Annotated in this window: 24 protein-coding genes, 3 tRNA genes and 1 pseudogene; 1 reads left to right on the forward strand and 27 read right to left on the reverse strand. The window is 67.9% G+C overall.

Translation table 11 applies throughout. The features are described from left to right. The 27 genes and pseudogenes from QZV94_RS06015 to QZV94_RS06145 all read right to left on the reverse strand — a co-directional run. Window positions 1-784: HAMP domain-containing protein (locus QZV94_RS06015; protein WP_293676903.1), on the reverse strand; the 784-nt coding region annotated here is incomplete at its 3' end. A 169-nt stretch (window positions 785-953) separates the two neighbouring features. Next, entirely contained in the window at window positions 954-2,723 is a 1,770-nt protein-coding gene (locus QZV94_RS06020) for an NAD(P)/FAD-dependent oxidoreductase (RefSeq protein ID WP_293676904.1), read from the reverse strand. Between the two features lie 318 nt (window positions 2,724-3,041). Then, entirely contained in the window at window positions 3,042-3,737 is a 696-nt protein-coding gene (locus QZV94_RS06025) for a TetR/AcrR family transcriptional regulator (RefSeq protein WP_293676905.1), read from the reverse strand. 54 nt (window positions 3,738-3,791) lie between these two features. Next, window positions 3,792-5,195 carry a trehalose-6-phosphate synthase gene (locus QZV94_RS06030; protein ID WP_293676906.1) on the reverse strand — a complete coding sequence of 468 codons (1,404 nt, stop codon included), beginning with the start codon at window positions 5,193-5,195 and terminating at the stop codon, window positions 3,792-3,794. Between the two features lie 52 nt (window positions 5,196-5,247). Further along, window positions 5,248-5,997, reverse strand: coding sequence for a trehalose-phosphatase (gene otsB / locus QZV94_RS06035; RefSeq protein WP_293676907.1), 750 nt, complete (start codon window positions 5,995-5,997; stop codon window positions 5,248-5,250). 66 nt (window positions 5,998-6,063) lie between these two features. Next, window positions 6,064-7,941: a glycoside hydrolase family 15 protein gene (locus QZV94_RS06040; protein WP_293676933.1), complete on the reverse strand. Its 1,878-nt coding sequence runs from the start codon at window positions 7,939-7,941 to the stop codon at window positions 6,064-6,066. 100 nt (window positions 7,942-8,041) lie between these two features. Then, window positions 8,042-10,195, reverse strand: coding sequence for an amylo-alpha-1,6-glucosidase (locus tag QZV94_RS06045; RefSeq protein ID WP_293676908.1), 2,154 nt, complete (start codon window positions 10,193-10,195; stop codon window positions 8,042-8,044). A gap of 13 nt (window positions 10,196-10,208) precedes the next feature. Then, window positions 10,209-11,267 carry a glycosyltransferase family 4 protein gene (locus QZV94_RS06050; RefSeq protein ID WP_293676909.1) on the reverse strand — a complete coding sequence of 353 codons (1,059 nt, stop codon included), beginning with the start codon at window positions 11,265-11,267 and terminating at the stop codon, window positions 10,209-10,211. A 121-nt stretch (window positions 11,268-11,388) separates the two neighbouring features. Next, window positions 11,389-11,766 carry a hypothetical protein gene (locus QZV94_RS06055; RefSeq protein ID WP_293676910.1) on the reverse strand — a complete coding sequence of 126 codons (378 nt, stop codon included), beginning with the start codon at window positions 11,764-11,766 and terminating at the stop codon, window positions 11,389-11,391. A gap of 102 nt (window positions 11,767-11,868) precedes the next feature. Further along, window positions 11,869-11,945 (reverse strand) — tRNA-His (locus tag QZV94_RS06060). Between the two features lie 194 nt (window positions 11,946-12,139). Continuing rightward, on the reverse strand, window positions 12,140-12,850 hold the full coding sequence (locus QZV94_RS06065; RefSeq protein WP_293676911.1) for an energy transducer TonB: 711 nt from the start codon (window positions 12,848-12,850) through the stop codon (window positions 12,140-12,142). Window positions 12,851-12,860: 10 nt separating this feature from the next. Continuing rightward, window positions 12,861-13,298, reverse strand: coding sequence for a biopolymer transporter ExbD (locus tag QZV94_RS06070; RefSeq protein ID WP_293676912.1), 438 nt, complete (start codon window positions 13,296-13,298; stop codon window positions 12,861-12,863). A gap of 5 nt (window positions 13,299-13,303) precedes the next feature. Beyond that, window positions 13,304-14,194: a tonB-system energizer ExbB gene (gene exbB, locus QZV94_RS06075; RefSeq protein WP_293676913.1), complete on the reverse strand. Its 891-nt coding sequence runs from the start codon at window positions 14,192-14,194 to the stop codon at window positions 13,304-13,306. A 358-nt stretch (window positions 14,195-14,552) separates the two neighbouring features. After that, a complete protein-coding gene (locus QZV94_RS06080) occupies window positions 14,553-16,103 on the reverse strand; it encodes a cobyric acid synthase (protein ID WP_293676914.1) in 1,551 nt (516 codons plus the stop codon). A gap of 52 nt (window positions 16,104-16,155) precedes the next feature. Beyond that, a tRNA-Phe gene (locus QZV94_RS06085) sits at window positions 16,156-16,231 on the reverse strand. Window positions 16,232-16,315: 84 nt separating this feature from the next. Continuing rightward, complete coding sequence (locus QZV94_RS06090) at window positions 16,316-16,489, reverse strand: DNA gyrase inhibitor YacG (RefSeq protein WP_293676915.1); 174 nt, start codon at window positions 16,487-16,489, stop codon at window positions 16,316-16,318. After that, the gene (locus QZV94_RS06095; RefSeq protein ID WP_293676916.1) at window positions 16,489-17,526 is read right to left on the reverse strand and encodes a ribonuclease E/G; all 1,038 of its coding nucleotides are present in this window, start codon (window positions 17,524-17,526) and stop codon (window positions 16,489-16,491) included. The genes QZV94_RS06090 and QZV94_RS06095 overlap by 1 nt, the downstream gene beginning before the upstream one ends. Continuing rightward, a complete protein-coding gene (locus QZV94_RS06100; RefSeq protein ID WP_293676917.1) occupies window positions 17,523-18,107 on the reverse strand; it encodes a nucleoside triphosphate pyrophosphatase in 585 nt (194 codons plus the stop codon). The genes QZV94_RS06095 and QZV94_RS06100 overlap by 4 nt, the downstream gene beginning before the upstream one ends. A gap of 21 nt (window positions 18,108-18,128) precedes the next feature. Then, a pseudogene (gene infA, locus QZV94_RS06105) lies at window positions 18,129-18,286 on the reverse strand (translation initiation factor IF-1). 163 nt (window positions 18,287-18,449) lie between these two features. Continuing rightward, window positions 18,450-18,917 carry a low molecular weight phosphatase family protein gene (locus QZV94_RS06110; RefSeq protein WP_293676918.1) on the reverse strand — a complete coding sequence of 156 codons (468 nt, stop codon included), beginning with the start codon at window positions 18,915-18,917 and terminating at the stop codon, window positions 18,450-18,452. 6 nt (window positions 18,918-18,923) lie between these two features. Next, on the reverse strand, window positions 18,924-19,403 hold the full coding sequence (locus tag QZV94_RS06115; protein ID WP_293676919.1) for a UPF0262 family protein: 480 nt from the start codon (window positions 19,401-19,403) through the stop codon (window positions 18,924-18,926). Between the two features lie 130 nt (window positions 19,404-19,533). After that, window positions 19,534-20,109 carry an SH3 domain-containing protein gene (locus QZV94_RS06120; RefSeq protein ID WP_293676920.1) on the reverse strand — a complete coding sequence of 192 codons (576 nt, stop codon included), beginning with the start codon at window positions 20,107-20,109 and terminating at the stop codon, window positions 19,534-19,536. 116 nt (window positions 20,110-20,225) lie between these two features. Next, the gene (locus tag QZV94_RS06125) at window positions 20,226-21,395 is read right to left on the reverse strand and encodes a mechanosensitive ion channel domain-containing protein (protein WP_293676921.1); all 1,170 of its coding nucleotides are present in this window, start codon (window positions 21,393-21,395) and stop codon (window positions 20,226-20,228) included. Between the two features lie 93 nt (window positions 21,396-21,488). After that, window positions 21,489-22,775, reverse strand: coding sequence for a histidinol dehydrogenase (gene hisD, locus QZV94_RS06130; protein WP_293676922.1), 1,287 nt, complete (start codon window positions 22,773-22,775; stop codon window positions 21,489-21,491). A gap of 43 nt (window positions 22,776-22,818) precedes the next feature. Beyond that, window positions 22,819-23,244 carry a DUF2948 family protein gene (locus tag QZV94_RS06135; protein WP_293676923.1) on the reverse strand — a complete coding sequence of 142 codons (426 nt, stop codon included), beginning with the start codon at window positions 23,242-23,244 and terminating at the stop codon, window positions 22,819-22,821. A 2-nt stretch (window positions 23,245-23,246) separates the two neighbouring features. Further along, a complete protein-coding gene (gene murA / locus QZV94_RS06140) occupies window positions 23,247-24,539 on the reverse strand; it encodes a UDP-N-acetylglucosamine 1-carboxyvinyltransferase (RefSeq protein ID WP_293676924.1) in 1,293 nt (430 codons plus the stop codon). A gap of 87 nt (window positions 24,540-24,626) precedes the next feature. Next, window positions 24,627-24,773: a hypothetical protein gene (locus QZV94_RS06145; RefSeq protein ID WP_293676925.1), complete on the reverse strand. Its 147-nt coding sequence runs from the start codon at window positions 24,771-24,773 to the stop codon at window positions 24,627-24,629. 97 nt (window positions 24,774-24,870) lie between these two features. Here QZV94_RS06145 and QZV94_RS06150 point away from each other — a divergent pair. Next, window positions 24,871-24,945, forward strand: a tRNA-Thr gene (locus QZV94_RS06150). Window positions 24,946-24,955 lie beyond the last annotated feature (10 nt).

Here is a 24,955-nt window from a genome sequence, read left to right on the forward strand (position 1 = left end):
CGTTCAGCTGGTCCACCATGGTGTTGATGGTGTTCTTCAGCTCCAGGATCTCGCCCTTCACGTCCACGGTGATCTTCTTGGAGAGGTCGCCGTTGGCCACGGCGGTGGTCACCTCGGCGATGTTCCGCACCTGACCGGTCAGGTTGGCGGCCATGAAGTTCACGTTGTCGGTCAGATCCTTCCAGGCGCCGGTCACGCCCTTCACCTGGGCCTGGCCGCCCAGCTTGCCCTCGGTCCCGACTTCGCGGGCCACACGGGTCACCTCGGCGGCAAAGGAGCCCAACTGGCCCACCATGGTGTTCACCACCCTGCCGATGCGCAGGAATTCGCCGCGCAGGGGGCGCTCCTCGTTCTCCATGTCCATCGTCTGGCCGAGGTCGCCCTTGGCCACGGCGCCGATCACCCGGGCCATTTCGGCGGTGGGATGGATCATGTCGGTGATCAGGGTGTTGACCGCGTCGACGCTGGCGGCCCAGGAGCCCTGGGCGGCGGGCAGCTTGGCGCGGTGGCTGATCTTGCCTTGGCGGCCGACGGTGTCGCCCAGCCGGTCGAATTCCTTGGTCATGCGGTCGTTCAGTTCGACCACCTCGTTGAACGCCTCGGCGATCTCCCCGGCGACTCCGGTCGAGCGCGGCAAGCGAACCGAGAAGTCGCCGCGACGGAAGGCCCTCAGCGCGGCCAGCAACTGGGTGGTGTCGACCTCCGCGGCCCCCTTGGGCCCCGCGCGCGACGCGGACTTCTGAGCGGATTTCGCGCCGGGCGGCTTGGCGTCAACTGCAGGCATGCTTCCCCCTGGGGCCTCAGAAACTGAGGACGGGGGCGCTGGCGCGCGCGAGCGCTGGGCACACCCCCGCCCTCTCGGGGGAACGACAAATTCGCGGTCGGGTTCCAGCTTGGCCGCAAATCTTTTCGCCGCGAACTCGCGTCAGTTCATCAGGCGATAGGGGGACCCGTCAGCTGAATTCGAAGTGATCCTCCAGCGACTGCCGCACGTCGTTCATGTGCGTGTAATATTTGAGGAATCCGCCATTGTAGTTGCCGTCCTGCCGTCGGTTGAACTCGCCCTCGAAGTTGTAATAGCCGGGCGTGCATTCAGCGTTGCGGTTGGTCTTCCCGCGATGGGAGATGACCTCTTGCACCCACCACTCCTCCGTCTCCGGCTTCACGTCGAGCGCCTCGCAGCCCTTGGCCCGCACCAGCTTGATGCACTCGGCGATGTGGTCGCCCTGGCACTGCAGCATAAAGGTCAGGTTGAACTGGAAGCTCGCCTGGTAGCCGCCCATGATGAACAGGTTCGGGAAGCCATGGGTATGCACGCCGAAAAGCGTGCGGATGCCCTGCTCGTCGTAGAGCTGGTTCAGGTCGACGCCGTTCTGTCCGACGATGCGGTTGTAGATGCCAGTCTTCTGCACCTCGAAGCCCGTGGCGTAGATCAGCACGTCGACCGGATAGGTCACCCCTTCGAAGACGGGGCCTTCGGGAGCGATCTCGGTGATGCCCTTGCCGTGCGTGTCGACCAGGTGGACGTTGGGGCGGTTGAAGGCCGGCAGGTACTCGTCGTCGAAGCAAGGCCGCTTGCACATGAACATGTACCAGGGCTTGAGCGCCTCGGCTGTCTTGGGATCCTCGACGATCTCCTCGATGCGCCGGTGGATGCGCATCATGTGGTCGATGTTGGCGTTCTCCTGCTGGCGAATGCGTTCCTCGCGGGAGAGTGCGGCGCGCTGAGCCTGCTGCTCAGGCGTCGGCGGGGGGCCACCGCGCAGGTTCTTCTCCCGGCGCGCCTGCTGCCAGCCGGGCTTCAGGTTTGCAATCCACTCCGGATCGGTCGGACGATCGTTGCGGATGTCGATGCCGCTCGGGGTGCGCTGGAAGACGTAGAGCGCCTTCGCCGCCTTCCCGACCCGCGGGATGATCTGCACCGCCGATGCGCCAGTGCCGATGATGCCGACCACCTTGTCCGACAACTTCTCGAGCTGTTCGCCCGTGTACTCGTAGTCCCAGCACGACGAGTGGAAGCCATACCCGGCGAAGGTCTCCATGCCGCGGATCTTCGAGAGCTTCGGCTTGGAAAGGGTCCCGTTGGCGCAGATCACGAACTGCGCTGTCAGATTGTCGCCGCGATCAGTGGTGAGCCGCCAGACTTTGGCGTCTTCATCCCAGGTCGTGGAGGTGACCGTCGTGTGGAACACGGCCAGGTCATAGAGATCGTAGCGGCGCGCGATCGCCTGGCAGTGGGCGAAGATCTCGGGGCCGGGTGCATAGAAGCGGGGGGGCACATAGCCCATCTCGTCCAGGAGCGGCAGGTAGTCGGCCGCCGGCACGTCGCAGGCGGCGCCAGGGTAGCGGTTCCAGTACCACGTGCCGCCCACGTCCCCCCCGCGTTCCACGATGCGGATGCTCTCGACCCCACGTTCGCGCAGGCGCGCGGCGGTGAGCAGGGCCGAGAAACCACCGCCGATAAACAGCGCCTCGACATGGTCGTTCAGGGGTTCGCGCGGCGGCGCCTTGGCAGAGTACGGATCGACCGCGTAGCGCGCCAAGTCGCCGGTAAGCTCGGAGGTGTACTGGGCGCTGCCTTCGGGGCGGTAGGCCAGGCGCAGGTCGCGCTCTGCGGCGAACTTAGCCTTGATGGCGTCGTAGTGCTCTTGCGACTGGGGATCTGCCGCCGGCGGCTGTGCAGCACGCACGGGTCCTTCCACAGTCTTTGCATCGTCAGCCACGCCAAACCCTCCCGCACCGCCCTCTGAACATGGGGCAAATTCATCGGACCGAAGGATCGGTACGGGAGGGGGCCGATGTCAACGGTGGGACGCCCCGCGCAGGGCGTAAAAAAAAGGCCGCGCCCGGAGGCGCGGCCAGTCATTAGGGAGGAAACGCCCAAAGGGCAGAACCGTTGTGACTCCTTGCTGCACTGCACGCAAGCAGTAATTTCATAAATCAGTGAAATGTGATGTGGAGCGCCGGATGTGACCCCTTACCATGGGGAACAGCGTTACAACGCCCTGCGCCATCTCATTGCTGCACTGCGGTACAATGGCTTAGAGCCGGCGAGATACGACTTCGCGCAGACCCGCCGCACACCATGCGTAGAGCCGCGCGCGGACCGCCTCGAGATCCGTGGAGCGGCAGAGATCGCCGGACAAATGATCGATGCGGCCAGTCTCTGACAATGCCAGCATCAGCGCTCCAGTAAGGAACTGGTAGCACCAGTAGAGGTCGCGTTCCTCCGCCTGCGGCAGTGCGTCCCTAAGGGCGTCGACCAGCTGACGCACCACCGGATCGAAGAACCGGCTCATGGTTTCGCCGCCCCAGGCGGGAGTATTGTTCACCAGGGCCACCAGCCGGAAATAGTTCTTCCAGCCCTCGTCGCCGGTCAGCGACAGATTGATCATCGGATCGATGAACGCCCGGATGATGGCCTCGGGATCGAGGTCGCCCCCCGTATGGGCGGCGCGGTAGGCGGCGATGGCCTGCAGCCGGGCGCCGTTGAGAATTTCGGCCCGGCGGGCGAAGACGTGGTCGAAAAGCTCGCGCTTGGCTCCGAAATAGTAGTGGATCAGCGCGGTGTCGACGCCAGCCTCGGCAGCCACCTGGCGTACGGTGACCCCATGGAACCCATGGCGCGAAAACAAGTCCTCTGCGGCGTCCAGGATCGACTCGCGCAGGTCCGGGCCCTGCCCCTTCCGCCGCCGGCCGCGGAGCGCCCCACCTGATTGTTTCTCCGAGTGCGCCATCACCTCGCCCGCTAAGGGCGCATGGCCGCAGGGTCAAGGCGCGTCACGCCTGTCTCAGCGCACCAATGCGGGCCGCTGCAGGGCGCGTGGGCCGGTGAGAGCCGCTACGAAGTTGTCGCGCCAGGCCGTGACGTCCTCGCGGGTCACCCCCTCGAACAGCGCCTCCCAACGGTCGATCCGCTCGGCCTTTTCCATGGTGAGGGCGCGCTTCAGGGCGTCGGCCACCTCTTCCGGGCTGTTCGGGTTGACCAGCAGCGCCTGCTTCATCTGGCGCGCGGCGCCTGCGAACCGAGAGAGGACCAGGACACCGGGATCCGCCGGATCTTGCGCGGCGACGAATTCCTTGGCGACCAAGTTCATCCCGTCGCGCAAGGGAGTCACCACGCCGACGCGGGCGGCCCGATAGATGCCGGCCAACTCATCGCGGCGGTAGTTCTTGTTCACATAGCGGAACGGCGCCCAGTCCACGTCGGCGAACTCGCCGTTGATACGGCCTGAGAGGGCATCCAGGCGGGTGCGAATCTCCTGGTATGCCTCCACTGATTCTCGGCTGACCGGCGCGATCTGCAGCATCAGCACCTCGCGGCGCAGGTCCGGGTTCTGGGTTAGAAAGCGCTCGAAGCCGACGAAGCGCTCCTCCAGGCCTTTGGAATAGTCCAGCCGGTCCACGCCCACGATCAGGTGGCGAAATACCGTGCAGGCGGTCATGAGATCGTGCATGCGCCGCGCCTTGGCGGTCTCCAGCATCCCGGCGAAGGCGGCGGCGTCGAGGCCGATCGGAAACGCGCCCACTTCCAGCAGCCGGCCGAAGCCCTTCAGTCGGCCGGGGCTGACGAGCACGCCGTCGGCCTCGGACAGCACGTACTCCTCGAAGGCCTGCTGGAATTCGGCCGTCTGGAAGCCGACCAGATCATAGTCGAACATCGCCTCCACCAACTGGCGATGGCGCGGCAGGTTGATCATCACCTGGTGTGCGGGCCAGGGGATGTGCAGGAAGAAGCCGATCCGGTTCTTCACGCCCAGCGAACGCAGCTCCCGCGCCAGCGGGATCAGGTGGTAATCATGAACCCAGATGACGTCTCCGGGTTCGATCAGGGGAGCCAGCGTCTGGGCGAAGCGGCGGTTGACCCGGCCATACCCCTCGCCGAAGGCGCGGTCGAAGGCTGCCAGGTCGATCCGGTAGTGGAAGAGCGGCCAGAGCGTCTTGTTGGCGTAGCCGTTGTAGTACTCGTCAAGGTCGATCTCTTCGAGGTCGACGGTCGCGGAGGTCACGCCCCCGGCCGTCTGGATATTGAGCTGCCCGGTGAACTCCGGCGTGGTCTTACCGCTCCAGCCGAACCAGAGCCCGGAGTACTCGCGCAGCGCCGCGGCGAGCGCCATGGCCAGCCCGCCGACGCTCTCTTCGCCCTGGTCGCTCGGCGGGTTGACGCGGTTCGACACTACGATGAGGCGGCTCATCCGACTTCGCTCCTTTCCAGAAGCTTCGAAGGGTCGGCGGGACCTGCTGGGGTCATCGCGCGGCCTCCAGCCACGCCAACAGGTCCTCGACGCTGCGCAGGCCGAATTGGGCCGCCGTGGACCGTGTCCGTCCCACTAGGACCCCGAACCCGCCCTGCCGCTCGACCTCCGCGAAACCGTCTTCGTCGGTGAAGTCGTCGCCGGCGAACACCGGCCGCGCGCCCCTGAAGGCCTCGGCGTCCATGAAGCTGCGCACGGAGTCACCCTTGTCCGGCCCAGGGGTGCGGAGTTCTTCGACCATGTCCCCGTCCTGCAGCACCAGGCCGGTCTCGCTCGCCAGGCGGCGCGCCACGACGCGAGCCTCAGGCCCCCAGGCGCGGGCCATCCGGAAGTGCAGGGCGACGCTGGAGCCCTTGTCCTCGACGATCAGGCCGGCGTCCCGTTCGGCGAAGGCGCGCAAGGCTCGGACCGCCTCGCCCAGGCCAGGATGGACGGGCGACTCGTGCAGGGTCCCGTGGCAGTCGCGACGGACCAGCCCGTGGACGGCGGCGACGCAGGTGATGCGGCCTTCAAGGATCCGGTCCACGTCCACCAGCGTGCGCCCCGTAACCACCGCGAGGCGCCCGCCGAGGCCCTCTTGGAGACGCTCCAGCAACCGGGTGCGGCGCGCGTCGGGAAGAACGTCGTCAGGCCGCGCGGCGATGGGGGCTAGCGTGCCATCCAGGTCGAGAAAAAGGGCCGACTCCGCAAGTGAGAGTGGCTTAGGGGCTGGAAGGTTCAGTTTATATGCTTCGACAGACATGACTCTCCCGCCCCCGGACAGCGCCTATAACGCAGGCGAGCAGTTTTCGATCCGGCTATGCTCGCGCTAGCGGATGCTCTGCCAGCTCCTGGACAGCAGGTTGGCGCAGTTTATCAGCCCGACCAGGGAGTAGGTCTGAGGATAGTTGCCCCACAACTCCTGGCCATCAAGGGCGATGTCCTCCGAGAGCAATCCTGCGGCGGTGCGACGCGCGAGCATCTCTTCGAACAGCGTGCGCGCCTCTTCCGTACGGCCGGAGAGGTGCAGCGCCTCGATCAGCCAGAAGGTGCAGAAGTTGAAGGCGGTCTTCGGCAGCCCGAAGTCGTCCGGGATAGCGTAGCGCAGCATGTACGGCCCGCGACGAAGGCCCTTCTCGACCGCCGCCATGGTGGCGGCCATGCGCGGTTCGTCCGGAGGGACGAAGCGGACGTCGACCAGCTGCAGCAGGCTGGCGTCGAGCTCGGCGCCCTCAAAGGTGGCGGCGAAGCGACCCTCGCTCTCGTTCCAGGCCCGGGTCTCAATGGTGGCGCGGATGGTGGCGGCGCGGCCGTTCCACAGCTCCGCGCGATCCGCCAGGCCCAGCTTGGCGGCCGCGTTGCCCAGGCGATCGCACGCCGCCCAGCACATGACCGAGGAATAGGTGTGCACCGCCTCCCGGCCGCGGAACTCCCACAGGCTGGCGTCGGGCGTATCGTGCAGCTCGAAGGCGCGCTCGCCGATCGGCTCCAGAGCTCGGAAATCCTCCACTGTGGCCGGACGCAAGAGGCGCTCGTCGAAGAATGCCTGGACGGTCGACAGCACGATCTGGCCGTAGACGTCGTGCTGCAGGTGCTCGTGCGCCTGGTTGCCGATGCGCACCGGGCCGATGCCACGATAGCCCGGCAGGTGCGGCGCAATCCGCTCCGTCAACGCCGGCTCCAGGCCGACGCCGTAGACCGGCTGGATGTGCCCGGCCTTGCCGTTGGGCGCGAGGCCAGGGAGCGCGGGCTGGGCGGGAAGCGCGCCGGGTCGGGCCATCTCGCCATGGTTGGCCTGGTCGACCAGGTTACGCAGGTAGACGAGGTAGTTCTCCAGCATGTCAGCCGCGCCCAGGCGGTTCAGCGCCTGGACCACATAGTAGGCGTCTCGGAGCCAGCAGTAGCGGTAGTCCCAGTTTCGCCCCGCGCCCGCGGCGGCCTCGTGCTCCGGGATCGACGTGGTCAGCGCGGCGACGATGGCGCCTGTCTCCTCATAGGCGCACAGCTTGAGCGTGATCGCGGAGCGGATCACCGCTTCCTGCCACTCCAGCGGCACGGACAGCGTGCGCACCCAGCCGCGCCAGTCGTCGACCGTCTCGCGCAGCATCCGTGAGGTCGTGGTCGCCACGTCGGCGTCGAGGCCTTCGTCCGGACCGAGGAAGAGACCTATCGGCTCCTCCAGACGGAAGGCGCGCTCCTGCAGGATGTGGCTGACCGGGGCGTCCGTCGTCAGCCGCAGGGTGGCCGCCTCGCCAACGTAGCGCACGTGGTTGGAGCCGGCGGTCGTGTAACAGGCCCGCTCGCCGTAGTTCATCATCGGCCGCAGGCGGATGCGGATGCGGGGCGCGCCGGACAGTGGGCGGACCAGGCGCACGAACGCCATCGGGCGGTACTGGCGGCCCAGGTGGCGGTAGCGGGGACAGAAGTCGAGGATCTCGACGGCCGCGCCGTTGGCGGTGCGGATTTCGGTCCGCAGCACGGCGGTGTTGCGCAGATAGGCCTGGGTGACGTCCGTCGCGCCCTCGACATCGATCGCCCAGAGGCCCTGGACGTCAGCGCCGCCCGGGTCTCCGCCGCCGAGCAGCGCGCAAAAGACGGGATCACCATCGACCCTCGGCACACAGGCCCACACGTAGCGGGCGGCGCGATCGATCAGGGCGCTGGCCGCGCAGTTGCCGATCGGGAACAGGTCGAGGGACGGGCTCAGCGCCGGCCCTCCGCGTACGCGTCAGTGATCAACGGCCGCCCCTCAGTCTGCTGGTCGACACATCCAACGCGGACCGTCCCGCTTTGGCTCCGAAAAACGCTCAGCTGTAGCTCACCCGCAGGCGGGGTCCACGGCTGTTGGAATGGACGGCCACGCGATTGCCCTGGCGTTCAAAGGCCAAGTCGATGTCGCTGCGCCCGACGACCAAGCCCTCGAGACTGAGACGGTCGATGCCGATCGGCAGGGTCGGGTTGTGAATCTCGACCTCGGAGGACTCCCCGTGGACGCGCAGTCCCAGGCAGGCTTGCAGCAGCATGAACACCGCTCCGGCCGCCCAGGCCTGGGGCAGGCAAGCCACCGGATAGGCGACCGGGGATTCCCCGGCCGCGCGCGGAAAGCCGCAGAACAGCTCCGGGAGACGCATTTCCAACAGGGTGGCGGCCTCGAACAGACCGGAGGTCAGCTTCACGACTCCGACGCGCTCGCCGTAGCGGGACAGACCCAGGGCGGTGATCGCCGTGTCGTGCGGCCAGACCGAGCCGTTGTGGTACGACATCGGATTGAACCGGGCCTGGTCGTGGGACAGGGTGCGCAACCCCCACCCCGAATAGAACCCGCTCGACAGCAGCCGCTCGGCCATCTTCTCGGCGCGGTGCGCGGCCGGCAGGCCGGTGAACAGCAGGTGGCCAGGGTTGGAGCCGCACACCCGGCAGAGCTCGCCGTGGCCATCCAGGGCGATGCCGTAGAACCCCTGCTCCGGCATCCAGAACCGCTCCTCGACCATGGCCTGTAGGGCCCTTGCGCGCGCGCCCCAACCCTCCGCCGCCTCCGCATCCCCGCGGCGTTCGCAGAGACCGGCCATGGTGCGATAGGCGGCATATGCGTAGCCCTGCACCTCGACCAGGGCGATCGGCCCGTCCGGGAAGCGTCCGTCTGCGTGGAAGATGGAGTCGCCGGAGTCCTTCCAGCCCTGGTTGGCGAGCCCGCTCTCGGCGCCGCGAGCGTAGGCCAGCAGACCCAAGGGGTGCCGGTCTGCCTGGGCCGCGATCCAGCCTGCCGCCCGTTCGAGCGCGGGCCACCAAGCCTCCACCTGCGTGAAGTCGCCGGTGCGATCGGCGTAGGCGCCGGCCAGCGCTACAAACAGCGGCGTCGTGTCGACACCGCCGTAGTAGCGGCCAAAGGGCACCTCGCCCAGCGAAGCCATTTCGCCGCGGCGGGTCTCATGCATGATCTTGCCCGGCTCGGAATCCCGGAAGGCCGACACCTCAGTGGCCTGGTTGGCGGCCAGATACGACAGCACCCCACGCGCCAGCTCCGGCTCGAACCACAGGATCTGCCAGGCGGTGATGATCCCGTCGCGTCCGAAGCAAGTGGAGAACCAAGGGATGCCCGCGTACGGGTAAGGCCCGGTCTGCATCGGGGTGGTGAGCAGCGCCAAGTCCGAGCGCGACTTGTCGATCCAGGCGTTGAAGAGGCGGCCGTTGGTGGTGAGCCGCGCGCCCTGGCGGCGCCGCTTGCGCATCGCGAAGCGAGCTCGCGCCGCCGCGGCGCGGAAGCGCGCGCGGCAGGGAGGCTCGGCGGGCCCTACGCCGACCTCGACGTAGAGCTCGCGGCACTCGTCGGCGTCGAGCGAGATCTGAAACACCGCCTCGTCCGCGCCGAGGCTCAGGGGTTCGTCCGAGAAGGCGATCACGCTCTGGCGCGCCAAGCCGTCGAGGCCAGCGTAGCGGAAGCGCACCGACCGCTCCGACGGCTCCGGCGGGTGGAGGCGTCCGCGCGCAGGGCGCTGGGCGCCACGCACCTCGAACATGTCGCGGAAATCAGCGCCGAAGCGAAACACCAGCGGCAGGCCAATGGCTTCGGGATTGTAGCTCGTCACCCGGATTCGCTCGTAGAGCCGCTCGTCCCACAGGAAGCGCTTGCGCTCCAGGTGCACCACGCCGGGAGGCCCCATCGGTCCGGATGGCACAGGGATGGCGCGGATTAGGCCGTGCGAGGTGAAGTAGACGTTGTCCTGGCTGACGGCGCCCGACAGCAGGGTCGGCGAGCGGTCGCCGATCAGGAGCTCCCAGCGCGAAAGGATGCGGGTATCGTCATGGAACAAGCCATCCGCGGCGCCGACGACGTCGCCATGGCTGTCGGCGACGATGAAGGTGTCGCGATCCTTCAGCGCGTAGAGGCGCTGTGGAACTCGCGGCTCCTCTATGTCTCCCCACTCGACGGGGGTCGTATGGCTGGGGGCGAGATCGTTCATCGCAGAGGGCGGATCAGGCAGCCTCCGTCAGGGATGGGGTCTTCTGGTTCTGACCGAGACGTTCGTAAATCTCGAGGTAGCGGTGCGCCATGGCAATGGCGGAGAAGCGCTCTTCGAACCGGGCGCGAATGGCGCCGCGGTCGAGTTGCGGCAGGCGGGCCACAGCCGCCACCGCCTCGTCCTGCGAGCGCACGATGAAACCGGTCAGGCCGTGCTCGACCACCTCGCGGACCGAGCCGTTGTCCCAGGCGATTACGGGCGTGCCGCAGGCCATGGCCTCGATCATCACGAGGCCGAAGGGTTCCGGCCAGTCGATGGGGAACAGCAGCGCGGCGGCCCCGCCCAGGAAGGCCGACTTTTCGCCATCGCCAATCTCGCCGATGAAGTCGACCAGGGGGTTGGCCATCAGGGGCTCGATCTCAGCCTCGAAATAGGCGCGGTCGGCATTGTCCACCTTCGCGGCGATGCGTAGCGGGCGACCAGCCGCAGTCGCGATGGCGATGGCCCGATCCGGGCGCTTCTCCGGGGAAATGCGACCGAGGAAGGCGAGATAGCCCTGCGGCTGCAGGCTCGGGCGGAAGAGCTCCGAACTGATGCCGTGGTGGACCGTCGCAGCCCAGTTGACGTGCGCGAGTGGACGGCGCTGGTCGTCGCTTATCGACACAAGCGGGAATTGCGGCCAGCGCCGGTAGACCTGCTCCAGGTCCTTCAGGTCCAGGCGGCCGTGCAGGGTGGTGAGCGTCTTCCCCGCCAGGTCCTCGAACATCGGAAACTGGATCATGTCGGTGTGGAAGTGGATCACATCAAACTGGTCGGCGCGCGCGCGCACCTCTGCCAGCTGGTGAAGGTGGGCGGCCAGGTCGGATTTCAGCGGGGCGGGATCCAGCCGTATGGCCTGGTCGCGAATGACGGCCAGGGAGGCTGATGTGCGCGCCTCGGCGCTGGCGAACAGCGTGACGTCGTGCCCCAGGCTCACCAGAGCGTCGGTCAGGTGGGCGACGACCCGTTCAGTGCCGCCGTAGAGGCGGGGCGGCACGGCCTCATAGAGGGGGGGCACCTGGGCGATACGCATGAGAACTCCAACACGGGGGACCGCGCGCGCTCCCCACGCACGGCGACTGGCATTCGGATGTAGGACGCCGGGAAGACCAGAGAGTTCCCGGCGGACGCAGGAAAAAGCGACGCCTGTGGATTCAGGCCGCGGCCTGCTCGTTCTCGCGGCGGTGGGTGCTGGCGTGCACGGCGAGGACGAAGTCGGCGATGGCGATCAGGCTCAGAACCGCCGTGGCCGCGATGGCGAAACGGCGGCGCGGGTTGTCGCGACTGACGGCGGCGCGCAGCGCGAAGGCATCCATCAGGTCACCGCCGACCCGCATCCACAGCCACGGCCCGGGACGGACGGGCGACAGGAGCCCGGCGCCGGCGGCGATCTCACGCGCGCCGAAGGCGCTTACCGCCTCGGCGTCCTTATCCAGGCCCAGCCACCTGGCGAACCCTTCCGGGGCGACCACCGCCGCAATCCCCAGACCCAGGCTGGCCAACCCCAGCACGCGTTTCGCCGCCAACAACATGTCCCCTGGTCCTCCCGCGCACATGGGTCGCGACCAGCCAAACACCGAACGGCAGCGGCTGTTCCGCAGTGGCGCAAGACAAGGGCTGAAGTGGGGGAGCGATGGTACCGCCTCTCCGGATTGAACGGAGGACCTCTAGATCCACAATCTAGCGCTCTAACCAACTGAGCTAAGGCGGCTTATCGCGAGCGCGCTTTCTAGTCGAGCGCCCCTCCGCGATCAAGGCTCCAGCGGGGCCTGCGGTCGCGGCGCGAAGCCCGGCAGGTTAGCGGCCGGGTCGCAGGTGACGACTGGCGTGTCATCGCTACCGCCCGGCAAAGAAAAAGGCCCCGGCTGCGGTGCAGCCGGGGCCAATTGGTTTCTATCGACGGGGTCAGCCCTTGGGCAGGACGAAGCGGATCGGAATCCGCACCGTACCGCCGTCGACCGGCTGTCCGTCCCGGGTTTGGGGCCGCATCTTGAACAGCTTGGAGAGCTTGATGGCGGCGTCGCCGAAGCCCATGTCGCCGGGCTCCTCCGATGCAACCGAGCAGCCGACCAGCGTGCCCTTTGCGTTGACCTGGCACGAGAGCGTCGCGCGGCCTTCCACCTCCATCCGCTGGGCGCGGTCGGGGTAGTAGCGGGCGATGTCCTCGCCCGTCGGGCGACGCGCCCAGTCGGGGTTGGTGATCACCGAAGGACGCGGCGGCTCGGGCGGCGGCGCGGCCGGAGGCCTCGGCTCTTCGATCCGACGTTCGACCGGCGGAACCGGCAGCGGCGGGATCGAAGGGATGTCGGCGACGGCGACCGGTGGCCTGGGCTGCAGCTTAGGCGGCGGCGGCGGTGGGGTGTTCGGCGGCGGCGGCGGCGGCGGCGGTGGCGGCGGAGGTGGCACCGGCTTGATCAGCGACACGTCCGTCACTTCGTCCGAGTACTCCTTGTACTTCGGATCGAACCGCGACTTCCAAAGGTAAACGCCCAGGGCCCCGTGGACGAAGACCGCCAGCGCAAGAGCGATGATGGTTCCCGGCCGGCGTTTCGGCGCCGGATCGTCGAACGGATTGTGCCGGACCGTCATCGCCTGGATGGGTGATGGCTCAGACATGGGTCACCACCTACTTGTTGTTGTCTTCACCGACGAGAGCCACGCTGTAGAACCCGTTGTCCTGCAGCATGTTCATCACGCCCATGAAGTCGCCATAGAGCACGTCCCGGTCGGCTCGGATGAAGATCCGCTCCTTCGTGGGATTCCGCTTTTCGCCCAGGTTCTTGCGAAGATCGTCCCCAAGGCTCGGCAGGTCCGTTTTGAAGTCCTGAATGAACAGGTTCCCGCCGGGCTGGATCGAGATGTAGACGGGCTTCGGAGGGTTTGTCCCGGGCTTGGCGACCGCCGGCGGAAGCACGACCTTTACGGTCACGCTCGCCAGTGGTGCGGCCACCATGAAGATGATCAGCAGGACCAACATCACGTCCACGAACGGCGTGACGTTGATTTCCGCGTTCGCCTCTTCCTGATAGCGCCCGCCCCCTCCGCTTGAGAGTTTGGCGGCCATCTGGATTAGGCTCCCTTGTCGAGCTGCCGGGAGATCGCGTTCATCAGCTCCGCCACGAACCCTTCAGAGCGCGCGCCGTAGGTGGAGATGCGCGTCTGGAAGTAGTTGTAGAAGATAACCGAAGGGATGGCCGCGAACAGGCCCAGACCGGTCGCCAGCAGGGCCTCGGCGATGCCGGGGGCCACGACGGCGAGGTTGGTGGTGTTGGTGTTCGCGATCCCGATGAACGAGTTCATGATCCCGTAGACGGTGCCGAAGAGGCCGATGAAGGGACCGTTCGAACCGACCGAGGCCAGGTACTGCATGCCGCCCGAAAGCCGGCGCGCCAGAGCCGCCTGCACCGCGCTGACCGCGTGTTGCGCGCGATCAATGGTGCTGTCGCGGTGCTCGCCCGTGATGGCTAGGCCCGCTTGCCGCGAAAGCTCGATTTCCTGCGCAGCCGCGGCAGCCATGTCGGCCAGCGGGTTGCCGTCGAACTCTTCCGAGAGGGCGATCCGGTTCATGTCGTTGATCGACTTGGCGCCGCGGAAGTTCTCCACGAAGCCGTCCGACACGCGGTTCAGCGCGCGGAACTCGAGGATCTTGGTGACGAGGATGGTCCAGCTCAGCACGGAGGCGAGAGCCAAGCCGATCATGATCACCTTCACGACCGGGTCGGCGTCCATGAACATGGTGCCGACGTTGAGCTTGCCGGCGTTCTTGATCGTCGGCGGAGCCTCGGCTTCATCCGGGGCGGCCGCCGGAGTCGCTTCTGCGGGCGCAGGCGCGGGCGCGGCGGCTTCAGCCGCAGGCGCGGCCGGGGCGGCGGCGTCCTGAGCGAAAGCCGGCGCGCTCATAGTCAGCGCAACAGCGCCGAGAAGAGCAGAAAAAGTGAGCTTCAATTTGTTGTCGAGCATCTGTCGCCAGTTCCTGGTTGGTCTAGCACGATTGGCCGGAGCGTCGTCGCGCGAGAGCGTCTCCACCCTAGTTGAAACATGCTCCGATCACCCAATACGCTCTACACGCATCGGACCTCGGAACCGCTATCGCTGCGCCCGACCCGGGAACGCGTCCCCAACTTTTCGCAGGGTTCGGCGTCTGTGCGGTGCGGACGGCCTTGAACTCCCACGGGGGGACCCCAAAGTCTTACCGCTTTGTAAGAGAAGCGGTCCGGACCCTTTGGCAACCCCATGTCGAAGCGTCAAGGGGCAGAAGCTTTCGCATACGCTGCAAATTATCCACCTCAGCGCATGATTTGTGCGCTGCACACTAACCTCACCACGGTAGCTTCCAATCTGGCGTCGGTTTAGCAGAGCCAGAATGTTGCAGCGCAGCAAAATTACGATCGTCGTTTTCGCGCACCACCCTCCGCTGCCCCAGTCCAGCTAGACGTGACAGGGCCGTGACATCAAACACTTGGGCAAGCGCGTCGGCGATGTCGTCGAGGGCGGCGTCAACGACGGTTTCATAGTCGCCGATGCTCGAAACCGCGGCCGAATCCGACATCACCGCGACGCGTGCGGCGGCGGAGGCGAAGAGACCATGCACGTAGGTTCCAGCGATGCGCCCATCCGGCGAGACGGCGCCATCGTCGGAGCCATCGGCGAAGCTCAACAACGGGTGCGCCAACCCTGCTCCCGTCGTGCGGCCAGCGTGAATTTCATAGCCACGGAAGGGTGCGCCGCGCAGGTGGCCGTTGACCGGCCGCAACACCTTGTCCCCCGTGAGCACGGTCTCGACATCTAGCAACCCGAGGCCGTCCGCCGCGCCGGGCTGGCCCTCCAGACCCTTTGGATCGGCGATCCGCCGCCCCAGCATCTGGTAGCCGCCACAGATCCCCAGCACCCGTCCACCGCGGCGGACGTGGGCGGCCAGATCGATGTCCCAGCCTTGGGAACGCAGGAAGGCCAGGTCCGCCAGGGTCGCCTTGGTGCCCGGAAGGACGACGAGGTCAGCGTCGCCCGGCAGAGCCCGGCCCGGAGGGATGAAGCGCAGATCAACGCCGGGCTCCGCACGCAGCGGATCGAAGTCGTCGAAGTTCGCGATCCGCGACAGCATCGGCACGGCGACGACCACCCGGCCTCCTCCACCCGCCGCCGGCCGCTCCAGGATCACGGCGTCCTCGGCCGGCAGCCGGCTGGCCGCCGAGATCCACGGCGCCATGCCGAGGTCGGCCCAGCCGGTGCGCCGCGCGATCTCGAGGCGCCCCGCGTCAAACAGGCTGGGGTCGCCGCGGAACTTGTTGATCAGGAAGCCTTTGATGCGATCGCGATCGGGCCCGTCGAGCACGGTGTGCGCGCCGACCAGGCTGGCGATTACATGGCCTCGATCGATATCGCCGACCAGCACGACAGGCACATCAGCCGCGTGGGCAAACCCCATGTTGGCGATGTCGTTCGCCCGCAGATTGGTCTCGGCTGGGCTGCCGGCGCCCTCGATCAGGACGAGATCGGCTTCGGCCGCGAGACGACCGAAGCTTTCGACGACGATCGGCAGCAGGCTGGCCTTGCGGTCCTGGTAGCCTCGCGCCGCCCAAGTTCCTTCGACGCGTCCGCGCACCACCAGCTGGGCGTCGACATCCGACTGCGGCTTCAGCAGCACCGGGTTCATGTGGACGCTGGGCTCCACCCGGCAGGCCAGCGCCTGGAGGGCCTGGGCGCGGCCGATCTCGCCACCGTCCGCAGTGACGGCGGCGTTGTTCGACATGTTCTGCGGCTTGAATGGCCGGACCCTGAGGCCGCGGTTGGCAAACAGCCGGCAAAGGCCCGCCACCAGCACCGACTTGCCGACATCCGACCCGCAGCCCTGCAACATCAGCGCAGCCAAGGGGGCTCCCGGAGGCGAGACGGCCGCAGACGAGACGGGCCGTAGAAAGGAGTGGTGCCTGGGGGCGGATTCGAACCACCGACACGCGGATTTTCAATCCGCTGCTCTACCAACTGAGCTACCCAGGCTTAGGGCCCCGCTCGCGGGAGCCGCGTCTATAGAAGAGGCGTCGGCCGAAGTCCAGCGAGGCGCTGGGCGGCCCTTTCCACGGCCTAATCGTCTTCGAAGTCGGCTTCTGGCAGGCGGTCTTCAGGCTCCTCGGCCGGGATAGCGTAGCCTCCGCTGAACCAGCGCTGCAGATCAACATCGGCACAGCGGCGCGAACAGAACGGGCGGTAGGCCGCCTCAACCGACTTTCCGCAGATAGGGCACTTGGGCGAGGCCATCACGTCCCCACGTCAAACTGTTCGCGCTGGCGGGCGGCGTCAGCGCTGATGGCGAAGCGGGCGCCGATGCGCGCGGCCAGCAGGCGGGCCAGGGGCTCGGCCGCCACCGCAATTGCCGGCGCGCACGCGGCTGTGAGGCGCGCGCCAGGCTGGGCGGTCGCCTCGGCCTCGAGGCGGCGAATCAGACGCTGGGCAAGGGCGCGGTCGCCGAGCGCACCGTCGGGGCGACGCAATTGCTCCAGGACGGGACGGGTCCGGCGGGGGATCGACAGCTCCATCGTCCCGAAACGCCCGACCGGGCCGATGGAAACCCCGGGATTGTCAGGCCCGAAGGCCAAGCGGGCTGCGGCCAGCAGGGCGGTCCCGTCGTGCCCACGGCCCACGAGGTCGAGAACGATCAAACCGCCGAGTCCCTTGAGCCGCAGCAGCCTTGCGGATTCGGCGAGAGCGAGGAGGTTGGCCTGGCGGGTGACCCGTTTGGCATCGGCGCCTTTGCGCTCACCCAGGTCCACATCGATCGCGGTGAGCGCTCGGGTCGGCTCGATGGCCAGGCTCCCGCCCCCCGGTAGAGGGTGGATCGTCTCCAGCGCCTCGGCCTCGGCATCGTCGCAGACGGTGCGTGCGTCGCGACCCTCGGCCAAGTCAGGCTCGCGGACGAGACGTCGCAGGAGGTCGCCAAGGTCCGGGGCGGCGGCCAGGAGGCGCGGAGCCCCCTCCCCGACCCCCGCCAGCCGGGCGATCGCGAGCTTACCCTCCCGGGGTTCGCCGCGAATCTCGACTTCAACGGCGCCTCCGCGGACCGGACGCTCGTCCGGCTTGAACGGCAGGATCGCTTCCAGTCCGCCGCCGAGGTCGAGGAAGGCCGTGGCGATCGCCGGCTCGACACTCGCGACACGGGCGACCAGTCGGGCGCCAAGGGCCAGACGCGGCTCGTCCTCATCGCGGCGGATGAGCAGCCGCTCTGGGCGCCCATCGAGGGTCACAACCCCTCGCGTCTCGCCTATGCCTCGATCGATGAACAGGCGACGTTCGCTCATGGCCGACGGAAGCCCAGGCCGGCGAGCATGTTGGCGGTCTCGTGCAAAGGCAGTCCCACGACGCCGGAATACGACCCCTGGAGCGAGATCACCAGGGCGCCGGCCCGCCCCTGGATGGCATAGCCGCCCGCCTTCCCCACCCCCTCGCCACAGGCCAGGTAGGCTTCGATGTCCGCCTGGCACAGGCGCTTGACGTGGACTCGGCTCTCCACCAGCCGGCATGCGGCGCGCCCGTCGGGGGCGACGACCGCAACCCCGGTCAGAACCCGGTGCGCGCGCCCGGACAGGAGTTGAAGGCACGTCGCCACCTCGGCCCGGTCGACGGCCTTCGGCAGCACACGGCGGCCGACAGTGACGATCGTGTCGGCGGCCAGCACGAAGGCGTCGGGCTGGCGGGCAGCGACGACCGTGGCCTTGGCCCGCGCGAGCCGCAGCGCGAGCAGGCGCGGGGTCTCGCCAGGACGTTGGGTCTCGTCCAGTTCGGCGGCGTCCACGGCGTCGGGTGTGAGACCGATCTGGCGCAGGAGATCCAGGCGACGGGGGCTCGCAGAGGCGAGGACGAGGCGCGGCTCAGTCTTCAATGGCGGAGCCTCGGTTTGGGGCTAGCGAACGCGGAAGGTGATGCGACCCCTGGTCAGGTCGTAGGGCGTCATTTCGACGAGAACCTTGCCCCCGCAGAGACCCGAATGCGGTTCTTTCGCATCTTGCCGGCGGTGTGGGCGATAATCTCGTGGTCGTTCTCAAGCTTCACGCGGAACATGGCGTTCGGCAGCACTTCTATGACCTATCCGGGAACCTCGAGCAGCTCTTCCTTCGCCATGGGCTCCTGACTCGCAGGCAATACGGTTCGGGCCGTCGCGTCGCGAGCCGCGTTGTGCGGCCCCGAATATAGCCCATTGGAGCCGGGAAGGTCGATGGGTCGCTCAGGCGCCGAAGCGGGCGCGTATGCGCGCGGCCAGGCCATCTCGGACCTGACGGTAGGCCTCCAGCCGGTGCTCGCGCGTGCCCTCGGTCAGGGTCGGATCGTGGGTCGGCCAGTACTCGATCTCCGCGTCCCGGCCACGGGCGATCTCAATGGCGCGGTGCTGAGCCTCCGGCGTGAGCGAGATGACGAGATCGAAGGAATCGTCGGTCAGCTGGCCGAAGACCTTGCAGCGGTGGCGGGTCAGGTCGACCCCAAGTTCCTTCATGGCTTCGGCCGCCAGGGGATCGACCTCCATGTCGTCGGTGTCCGGATCGAACAAGGCCGGCCGCAGACCGCAGCTGTCGACGAAGATCCGCGTCCCGATAATGTGCTTCAGGAGCGCCTCCGCCATGGGTGAGCGCACCTGGTTGTAGTTACAGCAGAAGAGGACCGCGTCCGGCAGTCGTCCTCCTGGGGGCCCGCTCATCCGCAGTCAGCCTCGCCAGTGCAGGGCGCAGATGAGGGTGAACAGGCGGCGCGCGGTATCCATGTCCGTCTCGATCTTGCCCTCCAGCCGCCGGCGCAGAACTTCCGAGGCTTCGTTGTGCAGCCCGCGGCGGCCCATGTCCAAGGCCTCAATCTGCTGCGGCGTCGAGTTTCGGATCGCCTGGTAATAGCTGTCGCAGATCATGAAGTAGTCTTTGATCAAGGTCCGGAACGGCGACAGGGAAAGGATGTGGCGGCGCTCATAGCCGGGCCCGCGGATATCCATCACCAGCCGGTTCTCCAGCAGGCCCATCCGCAGGTCGTAGGTACCGCCCCCGGCGCCCTCGGGAAAGAAGTAGTTCTCCTCGAGCAGGTCGAATATCGCGATCTGCCGCTCCTGCTCCTGGTCGCGCGAGGCCGCGGCGAGGGAGTCCTCGTCGAGTTCGACCGACTGCAGTCGGTGGCGCTGTTTTGAGTCCTGGACCATGGCGTTCCGGCCGAGCTTTATTGCAATCCGGGGGTCCTCGTCATCCCGTGGTGTCCGCACGGGGCCCCGGATATGAAAAAACGCCCGGCGCGGGGGTGCGCCGGGCGTCTCTTCAGGGGGCGGCTTCCGTCTAGTAGGTGGCGTAGCGCTCACCTGCCGGCCGGACGAAGTCGCCACGGACATAGCCGACGCCGACGCCGCCCTGGCCGACCAGGATCCAGTCCGAACCGCGGACCTGCGCCAGGGCCTGGAACCGCTCGCCGGCCTGCAGTCGGCCCACGCGGCCCGAGTTGGTGGTGGGTGCGGCCCGCAGGTTCACGCCGGACTGGGCGACGAACGTTCGGTCCACGCGGTTGTAGCTTGCGGGCGAAATAGCTGACGACAGGCGATAGCCGTTCTTCTTGTAGGTGGCGGGCCTCTGGGCGGCGTTCTGCGCCTTGCTCTTCTGGGCCTCACAGCCGATCGCCGAGCCCGCCGCTGCGCCGGCGGCCGCGCCGACCACCGTCTCGCCCGTGGCGTTACGTCCGCCGACTGAGTGACCGATCAGGCCGCCCACCAGGGCCCCGATAACCGCGCCCCCTTCCTGCTTGCTGCCCGAGGCCGAGCAGCTGGTCACGCCTGCGGTGGCGGTGGTCGCACTGCCAAAGGCCAGGACGCAGGCGAGGATGGCGGCGGTCAGGCCGGTCTTGTTCATGCGGGTGGGCATCGAAAGTCTCCGTCTCTCTGGCTGGTCGATGCTGGGTTTCTAGGGGGCCGAGCCTGAATGACCCGGGAGCGGGGCTGTCAGGTACGGTTCAGCTTTCGCGAGCGTCAACCGAAGGTTCAGTGTTCGCGGGCCGCGCGCTGCTCGTCCAGGCTCTGAGGCGTGATCGGGACGGTCTTCGCCGGCGTGGATATGCCCGCCGCGTCGAATGCATTCTTGAGGCGTCGGTTGAATTCGCGGCCCACCTGCCACTGCGCGCGGGGCTCTGTCGTGAATCGCGCCTTCAAGTACACCGCGTTCTCGGTGAGCCGGTCGACGCCCATGACCTCAAACGGCCGCGTGATCAGGTTTGCGAAGGCCGCATCTCTCTGCATCTCCTCGCCGAGCGCCCTGAGAATCCCCAGAGCCTGATCAACATCACTGTCATAGCTGACCGGGATCTCGACCACGTAGGAGGAGAACACCTTGGTGTGGTTGTGGATGACCTGGGCCTCGCTGTACGGGAAGATGTGCAGCGTCCCATTGGCGTCCCGCAGGCGGATGGTTCGCATGGTCATCATCTCGACCACGCCGCTCGAATTGCCGATCCCGACATTGTCGCCCACTGAAACGACATCCTCGGCGATCAGGAACAAGCCCGTCAGGAAGTCCTTCACCAGCGTCTGAGCGCCGAAGCCGACCGCGATCCCGACCACGCCGGCGCTGGCCAGGATGGGGCCCACCTTGAGGCCTAGCTCGGCCAGGAACGTCAGCAGGCCGATCACGATCAGGACGCCTTGCGCACAACCGGTGAGCAGGGGCGCCAGCGTCCGAAGCTGCGCCGCACGCCGGCGGTCGGCGCTTCGGCGCGCAAAACCCTCGATCAGCCGGCGGATGACGAAGCCGGTCACCTCCACGAGCGCAGTGGCCAGGCCCGCAACGAGGGCAAGCCGCACCAGGCGCGCACCGGCCTCGCCGGATAGCCAAGTCCAGGGATCGATCCCCCACACGGCAACGACCAGCAGCAAGGCCATAGCCAGAACCGAGAGCCGCACGAGGGTCCAGGTAACCCCGGCGGCCTTGGGCGTGCGCTTCGCGTCGTCCTCGGTCTTGCCGGGAGCGTTCGCCACGAAGCGCGCGATCCAGCCGTCGAACAGCCGGCGCAGCACCCAGATCAATCCGCCCGCGACCAGCAGGACGGCGGCGGACAGCATGAGGTTGAGGCCTGCCTCGGAGGCGTCCAGCTGCAGCATCTGCGCCCAGGCCTCGCGGCCGAAGGCGATTAGTTGCTCGGCCAGACTGGGCTTCACGGCTGCGTCCGCGGCCGCGGCGGGGGTCGTTGTGACTTGGGGGGAGATTGGCACGGGCGCAAAACACCTGTGCCGTGGCGCCGGTTCCGACGCCTAGCGGCCCTGCGTCAATCGGATCGCGGCTGAGCGGGCATGCGCCGGCAGGCCCTCCGCCTCGGCCAGCGCAATGGTCGGCGGGCCGAGGATGGCGAAGGCGGCGGCGTCGCACTTCACGATCGAGGTGCGTTTCAGGAAGTCGAACAGCGACAGTCCGGACGAGAACCGCGCCGCGCGGCTGGTGGGCAGCACGTGATTGGAGCCGGCCACATAGTCTCCGATCGCCTCCGGCGCGTGGCGGCCCAGGAAGATCGCGCCCGCGTGGCGCACGCGGTCCGACAGGCGTTCCGGATCGTCGACGGCGAACTCCACATGTTCCGGGGCGATGAGGTCGACCAGGCCCGGTGCAGCGTCCAACGACGCCACCACGATTGCCCCGTGGTCGCGCCAGGAGGCGGCGGCGTCGGCCCCAGTGGCCAGGGTCCGCAGTTGCGCCTCCACAGCGGCTTCAACCCGGGCAGCGAAGGTCGCGTCGTCGGTGATCAGGATGGATTGGGCCGCCGGGTCGTGCTCGGCCTGGGAGAGCAAATCGGCAGCGATCCACTCCGGATCGTTGTCGCCGTCGGCCACCACGACGATCTCGGACGGTCCCGCCAGGGCGTCGATTCCGACGACCCCGTAGACCCGCCGCTTGGCCGCGGTGACGAACGCGTTGCCGGGCCCCACGATCTTGTCCACCGGGCGGATGGGGCCTGCGCCATAGGCTAGCGCGGCCACCGCCTGTGCCCCTCCGACCCGCCAGATCTCGCTGACGCCTGCCTCCTGCGCGGCGGCCAGCACGGCAGGCTGCAGACGCCCCGGCGGCGTCACCATCGCGATCCGCTGGACGCCGGCGGCCGCCGCAGGCACCGCGTTCATCAGGACGGTGGAGGGATAGGCAGCGCGACCGCCTGGCACATAGATCCCGACGGACTCCAGCGGCGTCCAGCGCCAACCGAGCTCGACGCCGGCCTCATCGGTGAACCGTTGGTCAACCGGCCGCTGGCGTTCGTGATAGGCGCGGATGCGCGCTGCGGCGAAGGCGATCGCCGCGCGGACGTCCGAGTCGCAGGCGGCCGCACCCTCTGCGATCTCCTCGGCGGAGACGCGCAGCGTGGCCTCGGTCAACTCGACCTTGTCGAACGTTTGCGCGAACCGCAGCAGGGCCGCCAGCCCGCCCTCCCGCACGGCCGCCAGGATGTCGCGCACGACGGCGTCCACCTCCTCCGGCGTCTCACGGCGCTCGGCCACGAAAGCGGAAAAGGCGGCGTCGAAGCCGGGGTCGCTGTGGAGAAATCGGCGCATCGCGCGGGCTGTTTAGCCGCGACGGCCCGACAAGGCTATCCGCTCAGGCCTCATGCGCCGGCGCGCGCGGCGTGGGCCAGGGCTCGGAGATGTCGGCCAGCACCGCGTCCACGCACTCGACCGTGACGCGCAGGTCGCCGCCGCCCGCAAAGCTGAGGGTGAGCACACCGCCCGGCGCTTCCAAGGGCTCTAGGCCGATGGCCAGCAGCTCCAGCACGGCGTCGCGCCGGTCGCGCCGGATCTTACGGCCCTGCACCTGCAGAACCCCGCCCAGCTGTAGGGCTGAACGCACCCGCTGGCGCTGGTCCGCCTCCCAGCGGAAGCGGTTGAGCGAGATGGTCAGCCGGCGCGCCTTGGCCTCGAAGACGATGTCCCCGACCTTGACCACGGCATCCTGCAAGGCGGCCGAGATCACCGCCAGGTCGTCCTGGTCCTGCGCCAGCAACTGCAGCGGGGCGGTCTGCGACACGTCTATTCGACCTCTTCCTCGCCATCGCCCTTCAGCCGGCGCACCTGGGCGCCGCAAGCGCCCAACTTCTCTTCCAGGCGCTCGAAGCCGCGATCCAGGTGATAGACCCGGTTGACCACCGTCTCACCCCGCGCCGCGAGCCCGGCGATCACGAGGCTGACAGAGGCGCGCAGATCCGTCGCCATCACTTGGGCGCCCTCGAGGTTGGCCACGCCGCGCACCCGCGCCTCCCCCCCATGCACCGAGATGTCCGCGCCCAGACGGCCCAGTTCCGGCGCATGCATGAACCGGTTCTCGAAGATCGTCTCGCGGAAGATGCTCTCGCCGTCCGCCAGGGTCATCAGCGCCATGAACTGCGCCTGCAGGTCGGTGGCGAAGCCAGGGTAGGGGTCGGTGGTGATCTCGACGGCTTTCAACCGCGCCCCATTCCGCTTCACCGTCATGCCGTCGTTGTGGAGTGTCACGTCGACGCCAGCCTCGACCATCTTGTCGAGCAGCGCCTGGACGAAGTCGCTCCGTGTCTTCGTGAGCCGCACCTCGCCGCCCGCCATCGCGGCGGCCATGGCATAGGTGCCGGTCTCGATCCGGTCGGGGATCACGGAATGCGTCGCGCCATGGAGCTTGGCCACGCCCTTGATATGGATGGTCCGCGTGCCCGCCCCTGTCACCTTGGCGCCCATGGCGTTCAGGCAGTCTGCGAGGTCGGCGAGTTCTGGCTCCGCCGCTGCATTCTCCAGCACCGTGTCGCCCTCCGCCAGCACGGCGGCCAGCATGGCGTGCTCGGTCGCGCCCACCGAGTTGAACGGGAAATCGATCACCGCCCCTTTCAGCCCGCGCGGAGCCTGGGCGTAGACGTAGCCCTCATGCAGGTCGATCTTCGCCCCAAGCGCCTCCAGCGCCTTCAGGTGCAGATCCACAGGACGCGCGCCGATGGTGCAGCCGCCCGGCAAGGACACCTTGGCCTGGCCGCTTCGCGCGAGCAGCGGCCCCAGCACGTTGAACGAAGCGCGCATCTGGCGGACCAGGTCGTAAGGCGCGAACCCGCTGACGATCTCCGGCGTGGTGAGCAGGGTCTCGGCGCCGTCCGGACCTTCGGACTCAACAACCTCGGCCCCCAACCGCGTGAGCAGCTTGCCGAGGAACCGTGTATCGGCCAGCCGCGGCATATTGGTCAGCCGCAGGGGCTCGGCGGTCAGCAGGCTGGCCGCCATCAGCTTGATGGCCGAGTTCTTGGCGCCGCTGATGGGGATCTCCCCCTCCAGCCGCGCGCCGCCGACAATGGCGATGCGGTCCAATCCGTATCCTTCGAAACCCTGGAGCCGCGTCGCTCGCGGCGTCCCAGCGGGGGTATCTAGCGCGCGCCCGCGGCGCGCGCCAAGCGGTCAATCCGTGGAGGAGTTGTGCGGCTTCGGCGCAGGCGGCGGGGCGGCCGCGGCCTTGCGTCGGCGCAGGTTCGCCCGCAGCGCCTGGGCCAGCTTCGCCTCCCGCGCCTTGGGATGAGATCTGCCGTCGTCGTCCCGCTCAACCATGGGCCCGAGGTGCGGCGCGGCGGGCCCCGCGTCAAGGCGTCCGCCGGTGTTTTAAGGCTTCACGACGCACCCGCGGCCCGCTATAGCGCCCGACTTCGCCGCGATAGCTCAGTGGTAGAGCGCATCCTTGGTAAGGCTGAGGTCCAGGGTTCGAATCCCTGTCGTGGCACCAGGTCCCCCTA

Source organism: uncultured Phenylobacterium sp. (genome assembly GCF_902826855.1).
Lineage (GTDB): Bacteria > Pseudomonadota > Alphaproteobacteria > Caulobacterales > Caulobacteraceae > Phenylobacterium.

Bases quoted from the DNA above. Each gene is read 5' to 3' on its own strand.
- QZV94_RS06025 (WP_293676905.1), bottom strand. From the start codon at position 3,737: ATGGCGCACTCGGAGAAACAATCAGGTGGGGCGCTCCGCGGCCGGCGG.
- QZV94_RS06030 (WP_293676906.1), bottom strand. From the start codon at position 5,195: ATGAGCCGCCTCATCGTAGTGTCGAACCGCGTCAACCCGCCGAGCGAC.
- otsB (WP_293676907.1), bottom strand. From the start codon at position 5,997: ATGTCTGTCGAAGCATATAAACTGAACCTTCCAGCCCCTAAGCCACTC.
- QZV94_RS06045 (WP_293676908.1), bottom strand. From the start codon at position 10,195: ATGAACGATCTCGCCCCCAGCCATACGACCCCCGTCGAGTGGGGAGAC.
- QZV94_RS06050 (WP_293676909.1), bottom strand. From the start codon at position 11,267: ATGCGTATCGCCCAGGTGCCCCCCCTCTATGAGGCCGTGCCGCCCCGC.
- QZV94_RS06055 (WP_293676910.1), bottom strand. From the start codon at position 11,766: ATGTTGTTGGCGGCGAAACGCGTGCTGGGGTTGGCCAGCCTGGGTCTG.
- QZV94_RS06065 (WP_293676911.1), bottom strand. From the start codon at position 12,850: ATGTCTGAGCCATCACCCATCCAGGCGATGACGGTCCGGCACAATCCG.
- QZV94_RS06070 (WP_293676912.1), bottom strand. From the start codon at position 13,298: ATGGCCGCCAAACTCTCAAGCGGAGGGGGCGGGCGCTATCAGGAAGAG.
- exbB (WP_293676913.1), bottom strand. From the start codon at position 14,194: ATGCTCGACAACAAATTGAAGCTCACTTTTTCTGCTCTTCTCGGCGCT.
- QZV94_RS06090 (WP_293676915.1), bottom strand. From the start codon at position 16,489: ATGGCCTCGCCCAAGTGCCCTATCTGCGGAAAGTCGGTTGAGGCGGCC.
- QZV94_RS06095 (WP_293676916.1), bottom strand. From the start codon at position 17,526: ATGAGCGAACGTCGCCTGTTCATCGATCGAGGCATAGGCGAGACGCGA.
- QZV94_RS06110 (WP_293676918.1), bottom strand. From the start codon at position 18,917: ATGAGCGGGCCCCCAGGAGGACGACTGCCGGACGCGGTCCTCTTCTGC.
- QZV94_RS06115 (WP_293676919.1), bottom strand. From the start codon at position 19,403: ATGGTCCAGGACTCAAAACAGCGCCACCGACTGCAGTCGGTCGAACTC.
- QZV94_RS06120 (WP_293676920.1), bottom strand. From the start codon at position 20,109: ATGCCCACCCGCATGAACAAGACCGGCCTGACCGCCGCCATCCTCGCC.
- hisD (WP_293676922.1), bottom strand. From the start codon at position 22,775: ATGCGCCGATTTCTCCACAGCGACCCCGGCTTCGACGCCGCCTTTTCC.
- QZV94_RS06145 (WP_293676925.1), bottom strand. From the start codon at position 24,773: ATGGTTGAGCGGGACGACGACGGCAGATCTCATCCCAAGGCGCGGGAG.